The sequence below is a fragment of the Orrella sp. 11846 genome (assembly GCF_048820935.1).
Taxonomy (GTDB): domain Bacteria; phylum Pseudomonadota; class Gammaproteobacteria; order Burkholderiales; family Burkholderiaceae_B; genus Algicoccus.
The window spans coordinates 53,262-67,670 of the sequence record NZ_JBMERD010000002.1; the positions used below are offsets into that span (position 1 = coordinate 53,262).

Genomic DNA, 14,409 nt, shown 5'->3' on the forward strand with positions numbered 1-14,409 from the left:
ATAAGGGGTGGCATGAAGGATCGTTTGCCGACCATCTTGTCGTTATCTTTGCTGGCCGTGCTTGTGATCGGGACTTGGATTGCAGCGGAGTACACGTTGCGCACAGTCCTACTGGATGCGCCTGTGCGCGTGACGCATGATCCTGATATGTGGGCTAAAAATATTGTGACCATCCGCACCAATGAGGATGGCATTGCGGTACATCGCCTGGAAGGTGACTATATGGAGCACTTCCCAGATGATGAATCGCATTTAATTCAAATTCCTAGGGCGTTTAATATGCAGCCCGATGCGCCAGTGTTGGTGGCGACTTCAGATCAAGCCACCATCAAAAGTGAAGGTGATGAGGTGCTGATGCAAGGGGATGCCATCATTATTCGTCTCGGTAATCACCAGCATGAGCCGTTTAATATTACAAGCGAAGAAATTACGCTGTTAGCTGATCAAGACATTGCTTATACCGAACTACCGGCCGTGGCTGTGCGTGGTATGTCACGCCTGTCGGGTGTGGGCATGCATTACAACAATCATTCACGTGAGCTTAATGTTTACCAGTCCAGCGATTTGGAAATTGTTCCGCGAAAGACTGATGAGGAGTCTTCAAACCAATGAATAAATGGTGCATGATCACAATGGCTCTGGGATGTTTGAGTTTGATCGGTGTGGCGACCGCTCAGATTCCGGGCGGCTTAAAAGAACAACGTGGTGCAGATGGTGAAGAACCCGCCACCCAAGTGTTGTCCGATACGCTGACCTATAACGATGACAACAAAACGACGCGGTTTACAGGGCACGTCATCATGACGCGTGGTCCTTTGACGCTTGTTTCGGATCAGCTTGATTTGCGTGAAGATCTGGCAGGCGATCAGTATGGTCGTGCGACGATGCATAACGACAAGCGGGTGCAGATTCGTCAGGAGAACCCTGAGAAGTTTGAAGTGCTGGTCGGATTGGGAGAAATCGCAGAGTATGATGGCAAAGCCGAAACCTTTGAACTGATTGACCGCGCCATCCTCGTGCGTTTTATCTGTGGGCGACCGTTTGATACCGTGAGTGCTCAACGGATTCGTTATGACCAAAAAACAGAGACTTATCGAGCTTTTGGAGCGCCTCAAAGCACCAATGTGAAAGAGCGCGTACGCTCTGTCGCACAGCCCCGCGCCAAAATTGATGCGGCTGTGGAGGCTTGTCGTCAGCAAGTCGCCGCTGGTGTTGAACCGCCGGTGGTGCCCGCCATGCAATGAGTCCGTTGACTGGACCGCTATTTCAATGCTCGTAACTATGCAGACAATTGTGAATTCACCCGATCAAAACCATGCGGAAATGATGACCGCCGAAGTCAAAGCGGGAAGTCTGAATGTGACAGGACTTCGTAAAACCTATGGTTCACGCACGGTAGTGCAGGACGTGTCTTTGCATGTAGATAGTGGCGAAGTGGTGGGCTTACTGGGTCCTAACGGGGCGGGTAAAACAACGAGCTTCTACATGATTGTCGGTCTGGTGCGCGCTGATGCCGGGCGAATTCTGATTGATGACGTGCCTGTGACGGCCATGCCCATTCATCAGCGAGCACACCGTGGTCTTTCCTATTTGCCACAGGATGCGTCGGTCTTTCGGCGCTTGACGGTACAACAAAATATTCGTGCAGTTCTGGAGCTGCAATATGATGAAAACGGCAAACGTTTGCGTCGTCCAGAAATTGAGGTTCGCTTAGAGCAATTACTCAGTGAATTGCAGATTGGCCATATACGCGACTCGGCGGCTCTGTCCCTGTCGGGGGGCGAGCGGCGTCGTGTGGAAATTGCCCGCGCTTTGGCAACGAACCCTCGGTTTGTGTTGCTGGATGAGCCTTTTGCGGGGGTAGATCCGATTGCGGTGATTGAAATTCAACGCATTGTGCGGTTTTTAAAGAGTCGAGGCATTGGTGTGTTGATTACGGATCACAACGTGCGCGAGACGCTTGGTATTTGTGATCGGGCTTACATCATTAGTCAGGGTGTGGTGCTTGCGAGTGGTACGCCGGATGAAATTATTTCGAATGAATCGGTACGACAAGTTTATTTGGGTGAGCATTTCCGAATGTAATCGATGCGATCAGACTTGATTTCCTGGCGCAACCCGATACACTGGAAGTGTAGGATGTGTCATCGGCATGTTGTACATGCCACTGTATAAGGAGTGATCTATGAATCTTCAGATTTCAGGACAGCGCATGGAAGTCACGGCACCGATTCGTGAGTTTGTCGAGAAAAAACTCGTGCGAATCAACCGCCACTTTGATCACGTGATTGATACGCGGATTGTGCTCTCAGCAGAACCCAAACGCCATCGGGCTGAAATTACGATGCGGGTGCCAGGCAAGGATCTGCATTGTGAATCTGTTCAGGAAGATTTGTATGCGGCCATTGATGTGCTGATGGATAAGGCCGATCGCAAGGTCATTGATTACAAGAACAAAATGAAAAGTCGTTCGCATGAGTCAATTAAACGACAGATCATCGATGAAGATGCAGACAATTAACCCTCTATTTGCGGCACGTTCGCAACAGTTGTCGGTTGTTCAATTGCCCATTGTTGCGATGCCGCATACACCCTTATAATTCGTGACATGAAACTCCTGTCACAAATCTTAATTCCGCAAAACGTCATGCTCGATGTGGCTGTGACGAGCAAGAAGCGCGCACTTGAACAAGTCGCGCTCATGTTCGAAAACAACCAAGGTATTGAGCGTGCAAACGTCTTTGATAGCCTGTTCTCCAGAGAACGTCTTGGTTCAACCGGCTTAGGTTCGGGCGTTGCCATTCCGCACGGACGGATTAAAAATATCGTCAAGCCGTCTGCGGCTTTTGTGCGACTGGCGCAGCCCGTTTCTTTTGATGCGCCGGATGGCAAGCCTGTCGACTTGCTGTTGGTGATCGTGGTGCCGGAAGAAGCCACTCAGCAGCACTTGGATATTTTGGCTGAGGTCGCAACCAAGCTGTCAGAGCCCTCTGTACTGGGGGCGTTGCGTACGCTCGAGGATCCCAAGGCTGTCTACGATTTATTGGTAGAGGACAATCCGTAAGCCGGGTGACCTTTGTCCCTAAGGTGCCGGCCTACGCTGGCGTTGATCGCCCTGCGCCAAGTAAAGGACATACATGCTCAGTGTTGCAGTTTTGGTCGACGATAATCAGAGCGACCTGAAATTAGAGTGGCTGGCCGGCACACGTGGCAAGTCACGGCACATTGCAAATGATGGTCGCGCTGCGGCCGATCTAATCGGGCACTTGAACCTCACACACCCCGGACGCATCCAGGTTTTCGGTCAAGAAGAGCTGGATTACTTTTTACGCTTTCCAAATGAACGACGTCTGCAGATGTTGCAGGAGCTCGTTGATGGGGGCGTGCCGGCGATTCTACTAGCCGATGCGATTCAGGTATCAGAAGAAGTGCGTCAGATCTGTGAGCAAGCCGATATTCCGTTGCTCGGTACCTCGATGACGGCTGCCGAAACGATCGATATCTTGCGGATTTACCTAGCACGTCGAGGTGCACCCAGAACGCTTATGCATGGCGTTTTTATGGATGTGTTGGGATTGGGTGTGTTGATCACGGGTGAGTCTGGGCTGGGTAAAAGCGAATTGGCGCTCGAGCTCATTACCCGCGGGCATGGGCTGGTGGCCGATGATGCGGTCGAGTTTTCTCGTCCGTCACCTCGTGCGATTGATGGACATTGCCCAGAACTCTTACAAAACATGTTGGAAGTTCGCGGTTTAGGACTGCTCAACATTCGGACTATTTTTGGGGAAACGGCCATGCGTCAGCGCATGCGTCTCAAGCTGATTGTGCATTTGGTTCGTGCCAGTGCCGATGAGCAATTTGAGCGTCTTCCGATGCAGGATCTGTATCAGGAAGTGCTGGGCGAGCCGGTTCTGAAGGTGATTTTGCAGGTTGCGGCCGGTCGTAACCTTGCGGTACTTGTGGAGGCGGCTGTACGTAATACGGTGTTGAAGTTGCGCGGTATTGATACGCTACAGGAATTCCTCACTAAACAGACTCAAGCGATTGCTCAAGGTAGACGTGATGACGCAAGCTAATCATGACATTCAGTTTTTTTTACTCACGGGCATTTCTGGTGCTGGTAAATCGGTCGCGCTGAAATACCTAGAAGACGCAGGTTACGCCTGCGTGGATAACTTACCGATCACTTTGCTGGATCACTTTGTCGATGTCAGCATTAAAACCAGAGCGCAACGCGTGGCGGTGGCCATTGATGCACGTTCCCCAGGTAACTTGCGCACACTCCCGGATATTTTGCGTCGCCACCTCAGTCGGGGTGTGCCGATCCAGGTGCTGTTTTTAGATGCCGATGACAACACATTGATTCAACGTTATTCAGAAAGTCGCCGACGCCATCCTTTGTCAGAGCGTTTGGGTGAAGATGGCAAACCCCTTGGATTGCGAGCATGTATTGCGCAAGAGCGAGAATTGCTCGCCCCCTTACGACTCAAAGAACACGTGATTGATACCACGGGTCTGACGCCATTGCAGCTTCGTCACTGGATGCAGGAACTCATTGGGACAAATCGTTCCCGTGTGACACTTACGATTGAATCGTTTGCGTACAAGATTGGTCCGCCCCGAGATGGTGACCTTGTGTTTGATGTGCGTTGTTTACCGAATCCCTATTATGAAATGGCATTGCGTGGTCTGACTGGCCGAGACAGTCTGGTGGCTGACTGGTTGGAGCAGTTTCCGGAAGTCAACGACATGATCGATGACATTGAAGCGTTCGTGCGTAAATGGTTGCCGCGCTATGTGAGTGATACGCGAGCATATTTCACGATTGCTGTGGGATGTACGGGTGGTCAACACCGTTCCGTCTATGTGGTTGAGCAACTTGCGCAGCGCTTCGCTGACATTGGGGATTTACTGATCCGACATCGAAATCGTCCCGAGTTTTCTTGAGCGATTTCTTTCTTTTATGATGAGGTGTTGATCGAATGGGCAGAATCACTTCATATATGGCGCAAGCCGCTAGTTTGCTGTTGATCGTGTTGTTGGTCGGCTGCTCGGGCGGGCGCAGTGGTGGTTACTACTCCAATGATGGTCCACCGAGTGGGGACCATTCATATCTGGACTCGATTCCAGATGCGATTCCAAAGATTGAACCTCTGGCCAGTGGGCCTAACCGTCCTTATCGAGTGATGGGGCAGAGTTTTGTACCTGACACTAGTGGCGCGCCTTATCGAAATCGTGGTATTGCCTCTTGGTATGGCAAAAAATTTCATGGCAATCCCACATCGAACGGCGAACGCTATGACATGTACGCCATGTCGGCTGCCCATACAACCTTGCCAATTCCCAGCTATGCCCGGGTAACTCGGGTCTCCAATGGACGTAGCGTGGTTGTGCGTATCAATGATCGGGGGCCTTTCTTACATGGGCGTGAAATTGACTTGTCCTATGCCGCAGCTCACCGCTTGGGCATTGTGGGCCCGGGTAGTGCAGAAGTCATCGTAGAGCGCATTATGCCCGAACAGATCCGTGCGGGATCCTGGGGACAAACGACGGCATCGACAACCCCAACGGTCTACGAAGCGCCCGCTACAGCCCCTGCAGCGCCAACAGCTACCGCAGCACCTGTGGTGACTATGGCTGCGATTGATGCTGCTGCCCCGAGTCAACAAACTTACTTGCAAATTGGAGCCTTTCGAGAACAAAACAATGCGGTGGCGTTCGCACATCGTGCGGCTGGTTTTGTGCCAGATCAGGTGCCAGTCGAAGTCGATCAGCGGGATGCAAATTTGTTTAGGGTGCGCGTTGGGCCTTATTCGAGTCGCGAGCACGCGCAAGAAGCGATGGATGCGCTGTACAACTCACTCGGTGTGATGCCTAGCTTTGCGCAATAAGTTTGTCTGAAACTTTGCTGCCATAGTGGCTTTATTCTTCGGAGATTTCTATGTCCAACGCGCCGATCCATCCATTGTTTGATCCAGCTGATTTTCATATTGGATCGAATCTCACTCATGTCTGTGCTGGCGGTGAAACACCGTTTTTGCGGCGTCATGATGACGCGTTGGCGCGATACATTCATGACAAGAGCCAAGGTTCACCGGGTCGAATCGCACAAGAAGCTACTGTAGAACGAGCACGTGAACAGATGGCGACTTTATGGAATGTGCGCTCTGATGAGATCGGCTGGGTCAGCAATGTGGCTGAAGGTGTTTCGATTGTGTTGGACAGTCTCGACCTTCAGCGCGGTGACAATATTTGTGTCATGGCAACCGAATATCCTTCCGTCGTGGCTCCGTTACTGGCAAGGCCACAGCCGAAGTATGAGGTGAAATTGTTGTCTCCCGCGAACGCTGTTGGGTTGGCTGCCGGCGTTGATCAAAACACGCGAGCGATTCTAGTTAGTTACGTTTCATATCTAAATGCAGAACGTTTTGATTTGCAATTGTTGCGTCGCGCAGCAGACAAGGTTGGCGCGCTGCTGATTGTCGATTTCACCCAAGCGTCCGGTTATTTGCCCATTATGGCGTCAGTCGCTGATTTTGCTTTCAGTGCGAGCTATAAGTGGATGTTAGGCATGACAGGCGTTGCGACGGCCTATTGGAACCGTCAGCGAATGCCTAATTGGCAGCCAGTCTCGGCAGGATGGTATTCACTCTCCAGTGATGCAACCGGTTATGACAATGGTATTACTCTACGTTCGGATGCCTTGCGGTTTACACGGGGCAATCCCTGCCATGCGGGTCTCTATGTGCTTTCCAGTGCACTTGATTATCTCGCCCAATTCGATCCCGTCGAGATACAAGCCCATATTCATGGCTTAACTACAGATCTTTTGGCTCGTCTCACAAAACACGGTATCGAAAGCTCGACACCTGAAGATCCAGCTCACCATGGTGCAAGCATCTGTTTGTCCAGATCCGATGCGCATGAGTTACATACTCGCATGGGTCAGGCCAACGTACTGACTTGGAACGGACGAGGTCGTTTGCGGATTAGTTTCCATGGATACAACTGCAGGACAGATGTTGATCGGGTCGAATCTGCGTTACTTCAGGCGCTCGCCTGAGGATCAGTTTTTGTAAGTTGGTTTGATTGGTTTAAGTGGATTTCAGGCGGTTTTTAGCCGTTTTGACCGATGATGAAATCTGGCCTTTCGTTATAATTTCTGCCGTCATTAGCCATGAGCGCGGCATGTTAAAAGCAACGAAACCACAACTCGATTCAACGCTTTCACAAGCGAGTTACTTGAATCAATATCCCGGTGTCATCAAACCATGACTGTGATGCAATTACATGCACGCATCGCGGCGGGTGAGCATAGTCGCCAGCAATTTAAACGAACACTTCAACATATTGACGCAGTGGCTGCTGAGTTGGTGGCTTTTTCTAATAGTGGAGGCGGGACGTTACTGGTTGGTGTGAATGATGATGGAGGCATTTCTGGGCTGGATACAGCTGAAGTGCGACGCATCAACCAGATGCTAAGCAATGCGGCGAGTCAACATGTCCATCCGCCGATCGGATTTCTGACCGAGAATGTACTCACTGAACAAGGTGTGGTGATTGTCGTGACGGTGGCTGATGGTATTGCCAAGCCCTACCTTGATCATCAAGGACGTATCTGGATTAAACAAGGCGCAGATAAGCGTCAGTTGCTGGCTCGAGAGGAGATGCAACGTATGTTTCAGCGTGCTGGACTCGTGTATGCCGATATTGTCCCTGTGACAGGCACGACAAGTGATGACTTGGACGAAGGCGTGTTTCGGCAGTATTTGGAACGGTTTTACAGTGAAGAGAGTGATCTGTTGGAGCGCTCGCTCGATGCAGTATTACAAAACTTAGGGTTAGGTGACGGCTCTGAATTTAATTTAGCTGGCCTGTTGCTGTTTGGACGTCAGCCGCAACGCTGGAGACCCGTTTGCTCGGTGAAAGCTGTGGTTTTTCCGGGCACAAAAATCTCTGATACCTGTTATCTAGATAGTCAGGATATTGGAGGCACGCTTTATCAGCAGTACACGGAAACGCTGGCCTTCATCAAGACTATTTCATCAGTGCCACCTATTCGCATCTTAATCTTTAAAGATCGCCTCGAAATGATAAGTCCTGGCCACTTGCCAGACAGCCTGAGCCTAGAAGATGTTCGCTTGGGTAAAACGAATCGCCGCAACCCGATGTTGGCTGAACATGCATTTCGGATACTGCCTTATCGTGGGTTGGGTAGCGGTATTCCTCGGGCTCTTGAAAAATGGCCGCAGCTCGAATTGATCAATGAAATCACTGGTAATCAGTTTACTGCCCGGTTACAACGACCTTTACCTCAGTGGACAACGTTACGTGAACCTGATGTTTCACTTTACGGGACCTCACTGATGTCACCAATCACGCCACTTGTCATGACACCACTAACGCCACCAGTCACACCCTACATGTCAAAACTATTAGTGTCACTGGCAGAGTATGGCTCATTGGGTAATCATGAGATTCGACAAGTATTTAATTTGAAAGATCGGCGCCGTTTGCGAGAAACGTATCTGATACCCTGCTTGGCAGCCGGTTTGGTGGAGTACACAATTCCTGATAAGCCAAATAGTTGTTTGCAGCAATATCGTCTGACTGCGCTGGGACAGCGGTGGGTACCGGCGGTTAAACAAACTCTGTGAGTGCAATCACTCGATGGATTATTGGCTGTCTTGCCCAGCTTTGCTTTCTGAATAGGCGTGTAACCAACTGTAGCAGCGTGCTTTGGGAAGCTGCAGGATATCGGCCATGATGCGCGAGACATCACGGGTTGAGCGCGTTTCAAGTAAGGCATCAATCCATGGCAAAACTTGTGCGTCGATTTGATCTGTCAGATCGTCCTGTTCGCCAGCGGCGTTTGTGTCGGGTAGGGCGGGTGGAATCAGTAGGACGTATTCGCCTTGCTGACGATGCTTGTCGGCTTCTAGCCATTGCACGGCCTGTCCCAATGGAATTAGAGCGGTCTCTTCAAAGCGTTTGGTGAGTTCACGCGCAAGCCCAATGGGTCTGTTTTCTCCGAAGACTTCGATCAGATCTTTCAGACTGTCTTCTAAGCGATGAGGTGCCGCAAAACACAGTAAAGTCCCATGCCAGTTCTGCCACGGCTTGAGTTGTCGAACACGTTGCCCGGATTTGTTGGCTAGAAACCCTAGAAATGCAAACTCAGGGTTCTGGTCGGTGGTGGTGCCAAATGCCATGAGGGTTGTGATGACAGCACTGGGTCCAGGTAACGCAACAATTGGGTAACCCGCTTCACGCACAGCCTGAATTAGATATCCACCTGGGTCACTGACTCCAGGTGCGCCAGCGTCACTGACCAGTGCGATGCGCTCGCCTGCAGCGAGTCGAGCGAGGATCGAATCGGCTCGCGCTTGCTCATTGTGCCGATGCAAGCTAATTAATGCCGTTTCAATATGCCAAGATTGCAGTAACACGCGGGTGGCTCGGGTGTCTTCTGCGGCGATGACATCAGCTTTTTGTAGGGTGTAACGGGCTCTTGGCGATAGATCTGCTAAGTTTCCAATGGGTGTGGCCACCACATAAAGGGCGGGTACTGGCCATTGTTGTTGGGATAAACGATCTTGCACATGATCCCAAAGAGATGTTGCAGTGATTTGCGTCATAAGTGTGAGCTTCAAAGCGGCCGAGTTGCAATCGGAGTAAAATCCTTCGGAACAAGCCGAAGGATTAGAGACTGCACGCAGTCTTTATACACAATAGTTCTTCAAAAGATTGTTCACACTGTAACACCGACTCACTGCTAGAGCGTCCTCTGATCATGCCACAAAACCCCTATATCCTGAAGTCCCTGTTTGATGCGAACAAAGCGTGGGTTGACAACGTCACCGACACAGATAGTGCTTATTTTGAGCGTTTGGCCAAACAACAGTCCCCAGAGTATCTCTGGATTGGTTGCTCGGACTCCCGTGTGCCTGCTAACCAAATTACAGGATTGGCGCCGGGTGAGGTTTTTGTGCACAGGAATATTGCCAACGTGGTGGTGCACAGCGACTTAAATGTCTTGTCCGTGATTCAGTTTGCCATTGAGTTCATTAAGGTTAAGCACATCATGGTTGTTGGCCACTATGGCTGTTCTGGTGTGAAAGCGTCGATGGACCATCAGCGCCTGGGCTTGTCTGATAACTGGATTCGACACGTGCGTGATGTTGGCCAGAAGCATGCCAAGTATTTAGATAGCTTGCCTAGTGAACATGAGCGTCATGACAAACTGTGTGAGCTCAACGTCATCGAACAAGTGGTTCATGTGTGTCAAACTAGCAGTGTACAAGAAGCTTGGGACCGCAATCAGCCTTTGACGGTACATGGCTGGGCCTACGGATTGAAAGACGGTATTGCCCGTGATCTGGGCATTAGCGTGACCAACCCACGTGAGATGCGTTCACGCTACCAAGCCGTGATCGAAAAACGTTATACCGTTGCTGACTGAAATAAAACCTCTATTCCGTCTCTGAAGGGAACTGATATTTGAGTGCAGCCCCACTTTTGTGAAAAAAAAGTGGGGCTGTTTTCTTTGTGACACTAACCACGCCGTGTGCTAAGTTTGTTTCAAATCAGTTTAAGAAGAACGAAATCGGACCAGATATTTCATCGGGTATTCGATTCAGGATGAGACACGAGCGGGATGATGGGCAGAAAACGAAGCAGGGTTTCTGACGGGACAATCGCCATTCTAGTATTGGCATTGTGCTTCGCCTTTAACATGGGTGGCCGCGGTGTCGCCGACACTTATGTGGCGTTTTTAATGCCGTTGGAACAAGAGTTTGGCTGGAGCCGAACTGCGATTGCCAGTGTGTATTCGATTTACATGCTCTCCAATGGGTTGTCCGCACCGTTTGCTGGGGTTTTGTTTGACCGTTTCGGACCTCGGGTGGTGTACACCTTTGGCTTGTTGGTGATGGGCGGTGCCTATGTGTTGGCCAGTTTTCTCACCGATTTGTGGCAACTGTACTTATGCATTGGGCTGGCAGGTGGGATTGGGATTTCCGCATTGGGCATGGTGCCGTCGACCGCACTCATTAGTCGCTGGTTTCGTCATCGCACTAGTACGGCGATTGGGCTTGCTTATGCGGGGTTCGGGGCAGGTAGCTTGGTACTGGTGCCTTTAGCTCAGTTCATGATTGATTGGCAAGGTTGGCGTTTGGCTTATCAAGTGTTGGGCGGCATGTTGTTGCTTGCATTACCAGTGGTCCTTTTTTTGCCTTGGAAGCGAATCACAGCAGGGCCCGAAGGCTACCAGCCAGAGCCAGTTCCACAGGGTCAGTCTCGTATGAGTTTGGCGCCATTACTCGCTGCCATGAAAACTCGTGCGTTTTGGGCATTGGCACAAGCTTTTTTCTTTACCGCATTTTCGATTTATTTGGTGCTGGTGCAAACCATTGTGTTCTTAGTGGATGCTGGGTTTAGTGCGTTAGAAGCAGCCACTGCGTTTGGGATGGCGGGAATGTTGTCTGTGGTGGGCGTGAGTACTGCAGGCATGTTGTCTGATCGGTTTGGTGCCCGCGCAACAGTGACAGCCACCTTTGTCTCGACGTTTATTGGTGTGGTACTTCTGTACTTTATTTCCTATGCGCCCGCCCAGTGGGCATTAACGTTATACGTATTGTTCTTTGGGATTTCGCAAGGTGCACGTGGTCCTATTATTTCGACTATCGCCGCACGTGTGTTTCCGGGACGTGCTCAAGCAACGATTTATGGCACGATTTATGCCTGTATGTCGTTGGGGGCGGGGTTAGGGGCTTACACAGCTGGATTCTTATTTGATTTGACGGGTTCTTATCGAGTTGGATTTGGCTTTTCAATGTTTGGTTTGTTACTGGCAGCGGCTCCTTTCTGGACAACGCGTGCGATTGCCTCCTCTCATCTAAAATCCCAAGCTTGAGTACGCTTGTACGTTTTATGCGTGAGTTTGCGCACAAAAACGCACAGCATTTGGTGAGATTTTGCTTTGCAGGCATAAACGCCTTCTGATTTCGTGGCGATCCGCATTTTCCCTCATGCTTACTTGGTTTTCTGGTCGTACAATAAGCACACTATTTTTGGTTCTGGGATAACAATATGAATCGCAAGGTTTATTTGTGTCTGTCCGATATTCAATGGCCGGCCTCCTTCCGGATGTCGTTATGTTGAGTCTGTTGGCGGGTTTGCTGCGCTTGATTAACGGCATTAATCGCTGGGTTGGCAAGACTTTTTCTTGGTTGTCATTGGGCATTGTGCTGGTCTGTTTTTCAGTCGTTGTAGAGCGTTACATGTTCGGCAACACGCGATTGTGGGCACAAGATCTGTATGTTTGGCTAAATGGTGCGATGTTTACTGCCATGGCGGGCTTCGCATTGTTGCGTGGTGACCACGTTCGTGTCGATATTTTCTATCGTCCAGCCTCCGTTCGGACAAAAGCGATCGCGGATTTAATCGGTGTGGTCGTATTTTTATTGCCGTTCATGACAGTTGTCTACATGTTTAGTCTGGGTTTTGTGCAGCGCGCTTGGCGGTTGTACGAGCCGTCTGCGAACGCGGGTGGCATGCCAGGGCTCTTTATTTTGAAGACTTTTATCCTTGCGTTTGCGGTGTTGGTTGGTCTTCAGGGTCTTTCGATGGCGTTTCGTTCGATTCTTGTTCTGGCCAACCGAGAAGATCTGGTGCCAGAAGATTTTCGTTATCCCGCAAGCAAACCATTGATTGAGGAGCCCTGATGGATCCCATCCTGATAGGAGAGATCCTCTCCGGCTTAATGTTTTTTGGCGTCATCGGCATGCTCATGTTGGGCTTTCCGGTGGCTTTTACTTTGGCGGGCACATCGCTGATCTTTGGTTTGATCGGTAGTTGGTTTGGTGTTTTTGATTTCAGTAACTTCACTTCACTGGCGGGGCGTTATATCGGCTTCATGACCAACGAAGTGCTGGTTGCTGTGCCTTTATTTATTTTTATGGGCGTGATGCTGGAACGCTCTCAGATTGCGGAGCAATTGTTGCTGACAATGGGCAAGCTGTTTGGCAATTTGCGAGGTGGCTTGGGTATTTCGGTGGTGCTGGTTGGTGCCTTACTGGCGGCTTCAACCGGTGTGATTGGCGCGACCGTGGTGACGATGGGGCTGATTTCCCTGCCGGCCATGATGCGCGCTGGTTACGATCCCAAACTGGCAACCGGTGTGATCTGTGCGTCAGGTACGCTCGGACAGATTATTCCACCATCGACCGTTCTGATCTTTATGGCCGATATGTTGTCTGGCATCCACTCTCAAGTTCAGATGTCTAAGGGCAATTTTGCGCCAGATCCGGTTTCTGTGGGCGACTTGTTTGCGGGTGCTTTTTTGCCGGGTCTGATGATGGTCGGACTCTATCTGAGTTGGATCATCATCAAAGCCATCTTTGACCCGAAATCCTGTCCAGCGACCCCCGTACCACTTGAAGAGCGTGGTCAGTTGATGAAAGAAGTGTTGACTGCCTTTCTTCCGCCGCTGGCGCTGATTGTCGCTGTGTTGGGATCGATTTTGGGCGGGATTGCCACGCCAACAGAAGCTGCCTCGGTGGGTGCCGTGGGCGCTGCTGTTTTGGCTGCCTTGAAATGGCGCTTGTCCTGGAAAGTTGTTAAAGAAGCTACGGTCTCAACCGCTAGCATCACCTCAATGATTTTTATTATTTTGTTTGGTGCCTCGGTCTTTTCGATTGTGTTTCGACAAATGGGTGGTGATCACTTGGTGCACCAGTTTCTAGATGGTATGCCGGGTGGTGCGGTTGGCGCGATGATTGTCATCATGCTAATCATGTTTGTGCTCGGATTCATTCTTGATACGTTTGAAATTATCTTTATCGTGATTCCGATTACAGCGCCTATCTTACTGATGCTGGATATCGATCCCATCTGGTTGGGTGTGATGGTAGGTGTGAATCTGCAAACGAGTTTCCTGACACCACCCTTTGGGTTTGCACTGTTTTATTTGAGGGGCGTGGCGCCAGCGACTGTGACAACGGGTCAGATCTACAAAGGGGTGATACCGTTTGTTATCTTACAAATTGTGGCGATTGCGATCTTGTTTATCTTCCCAGAAATTGTGACTTGGTTGCCTAAGCAGTTGTACTGAGTGATGGCCAAATTGCCCTGATCGGTCGTTGACTGATTCGCTTAAAAATACAGCCCGCATAGCGGGCTGTATCTGCTTTCAGATTTCTACTATTTTTTAGTATCTTCTAAACATTTTAAGAAACACTCTTTAAAGCAATGAGCTGTTTTTCTGCTCGATTGTCGAGCACTCTATCTGGGCAAAGTGGCTTTGATTCGAAAGGATGTTTTTGCAAGCAAGGCGTGCTATCTTTGCGCATGTATATCATCAGTTGATGTAAGGCAAACAGACATAAGGCATAGAGCTATGTTGAATGA

The 14,409-nt window shown here is 50.2% G+C and carries 15 protein-coding genes; 14 read left to right on the forward strand and 1 reads right to left on the reverse strand.

The features are described 5' to 3' along the window. The first annotated feature begins 12 nt into the window (after positions 1 to 12). The 10 genes from lptC to ACOI06_RS01895 all read left to right on the forward strand — a co-directional run bounded on the left by lptC (position 13) and on the right by ACOI06_RS01895 (position 8,657). A complete protein-coding gene (gene lptC, locus ACOI06_RS01850; protein ID WP_420660783.1) occupies positions 13 to 612 on the forward strand; it encodes an LPS export ABC transporter periplasmic protein LptC in 600 nt (199 codons plus the stop codon). Positions 613 to 623: 11 nt separating this feature from the next. Continuing rightward, entirely contained in the window at positions 624 to 1,244 is a 621-nt protein-coding gene (locus ACOI06_RS01855; RefSeq protein WP_420660784.1) for an LptA/OstA family protein, read from the forward strand. Between the two features lie 79 nt (positions 1,245 to 1,323). After that, positions 1,324 to 2,085, forward strand: coding sequence for an LPS export ABC transporter ATP-binding protein (lptB, locus tag ACOI06_RS01860; protein ID WP_420661014.1), 762 nt, complete (start codon positions 1,324 to 1,326; stop codon positions 2,083 to 2,085). 100 nt (positions 2,086 to 2,185) lie between these two features. Continuing rightward, the gene (gene hpf / locus ACOI06_RS01865; protein ID WP_420660785.1) at positions 2,186 to 2,521 is read left to right on the forward strand and encodes a ribosome hibernation-promoting factor, HPF/YfiA family; all 336 of its coding nucleotides are present in this window, start codon (positions 2,186 to 2,188) and stop codon (positions 2,519 to 2,521) included. A gap of 87 nt (positions 2,522 to 2,608) precedes the next feature. Next, positions 2,609 to 3,064, forward strand: coding sequence for a PTS IIA-like nitrogen regulatory protein PtsN (gene ptsN / locus ACOI06_RS01870; protein WP_420660786.1), 456 nt, complete (start codon positions 2,609 to 2,611; stop codon positions 3,062 to 3,064). A 73-nt stretch (positions 3,065 to 3,137) separates the two neighbouring features. Then, positions 3,138 to 4,076 (forward strand): HPr(Ser) kinase/phosphatase, encoded by a 939-nt coding sequence (gene hprK / locus ACOI06_RS01875; RefSeq protein WP_420660787.1) that lies wholly within the window; start codon positions 3,138 to 3,140, stop codon positions 4,074 to 4,076. Further along, entirely contained in the window at positions 4,063 to 4,947 is an 885-nt protein-coding gene (gene rapZ, locus ACOI06_RS01880; RefSeq protein WP_420660788.1) for an RNase adapter RapZ, read from the forward strand. The genes hprK and rapZ overlap by 14 nt, the downstream gene beginning before the upstream one ends. 35 nt (positions 4,948 to 4,982) lie before the next feature. Beyond that, positions 4,983 to 5,891 carry a septal ring lytic transglycosylase RlpA family protein gene (locus ACOI06_RS01885; RefSeq protein WP_420660789.1) on the forward strand — a complete coding sequence of 303 codons (909 nt, stop codon included), beginning with the start codon at positions 4,983 to 4,985 and terminating at the stop codon, positions 5,889 to 5,891. 50 nt (positions 5,892 to 5,941) lie between these two features. Further along, positions 5,942 to 7,063, forward strand: coding sequence for an aminotransferase class V-fold PLP-dependent enzyme (locus ACOI06_RS01890; RefSeq protein WP_420660790.1), 1,122 nt, complete (start codon positions 5,942 to 5,944; stop codon positions 7,061 to 7,063). 208 nt (positions 7,064 to 7,271) lie between these two features. Further along, on the forward strand, positions 7,272 to 8,657 hold the full coding sequence (locus tag ACOI06_RS01895; RefSeq protein WP_420660791.1) for an RNA-binding domain-containing protein: 1,386 nt from the start codon (positions 7,272 to 7,274) through the stop codon (positions 8,655 to 8,657). An 18-nt stretch (positions 8,658 to 8,675) separates the two neighbouring features. On the opposite strand, the gene rsmI is transcribed toward ACOI06_RS01895, so the two are convergent. Beyond that, positions 8,676 to 9,638 (reverse strand): 16S rRNA (cytidine(1402)-2'-O)-methyltransferase, encoded by a 963-nt coding sequence (gene rsmI / locus ACOI06_RS01900; protein WP_420660792.1) that lies wholly within the window; start codon positions 9,636 to 9,638, stop codon positions 8,676 to 8,678. A 155-nt stretch (positions 9,639 to 9,793) separates the two neighbouring features. Between rsmI and can the strand changes: the two genes are divergently transcribed. From can to ACOI06_RS01920, 4 genes are all read left to right on the forward strand, one after another. Further along, a complete protein-coding gene (gene can, locus ACOI06_RS01905; protein ID WP_420660793.1) occupies positions 9,794 to 10,462 on the forward strand; it encodes a carbonate dehydratase in 669 nt (222 codons plus the stop codon). Positions 10,463 to 10,657: 195 nt separating this feature from the next. Then, positions 10,658 to 11,914, forward strand: a complete 1,257-nt coding sequence (locus ACOI06_RS01910) for an MFS transporter (protein ID WP_420660794.1) — start codon at positions 10,658 to 10,660, stop codon at positions 11,912 to 11,914. A gap of 241 nt (positions 11,915 to 12,155) precedes the next feature. Beyond that, positions 12,156 to 12,725, forward strand: a complete 570-nt coding sequence (locus tag ACOI06_RS01915; RefSeq protein ID WP_420660795.1) for a TRAP transporter small permease subunit — start codon at positions 12,156 to 12,158, stop codon at positions 12,723 to 12,725. Then, positions 12,725 to 14,113, forward strand: a complete 1,389-nt coding sequence (locus ACOI06_RS01920) for a TRAP transporter large permease (protein WP_420660796.1) — start codon at positions 12,725 to 12,727, stop codon at positions 14,111 to 14,113. Before ACOI06_RS01915 ends, ACOI06_RS01920 begins: the two co-directional genes overlap by 1 nt. Positions 14,114 to 14,409: the final 296 nt, after the last annotated feature.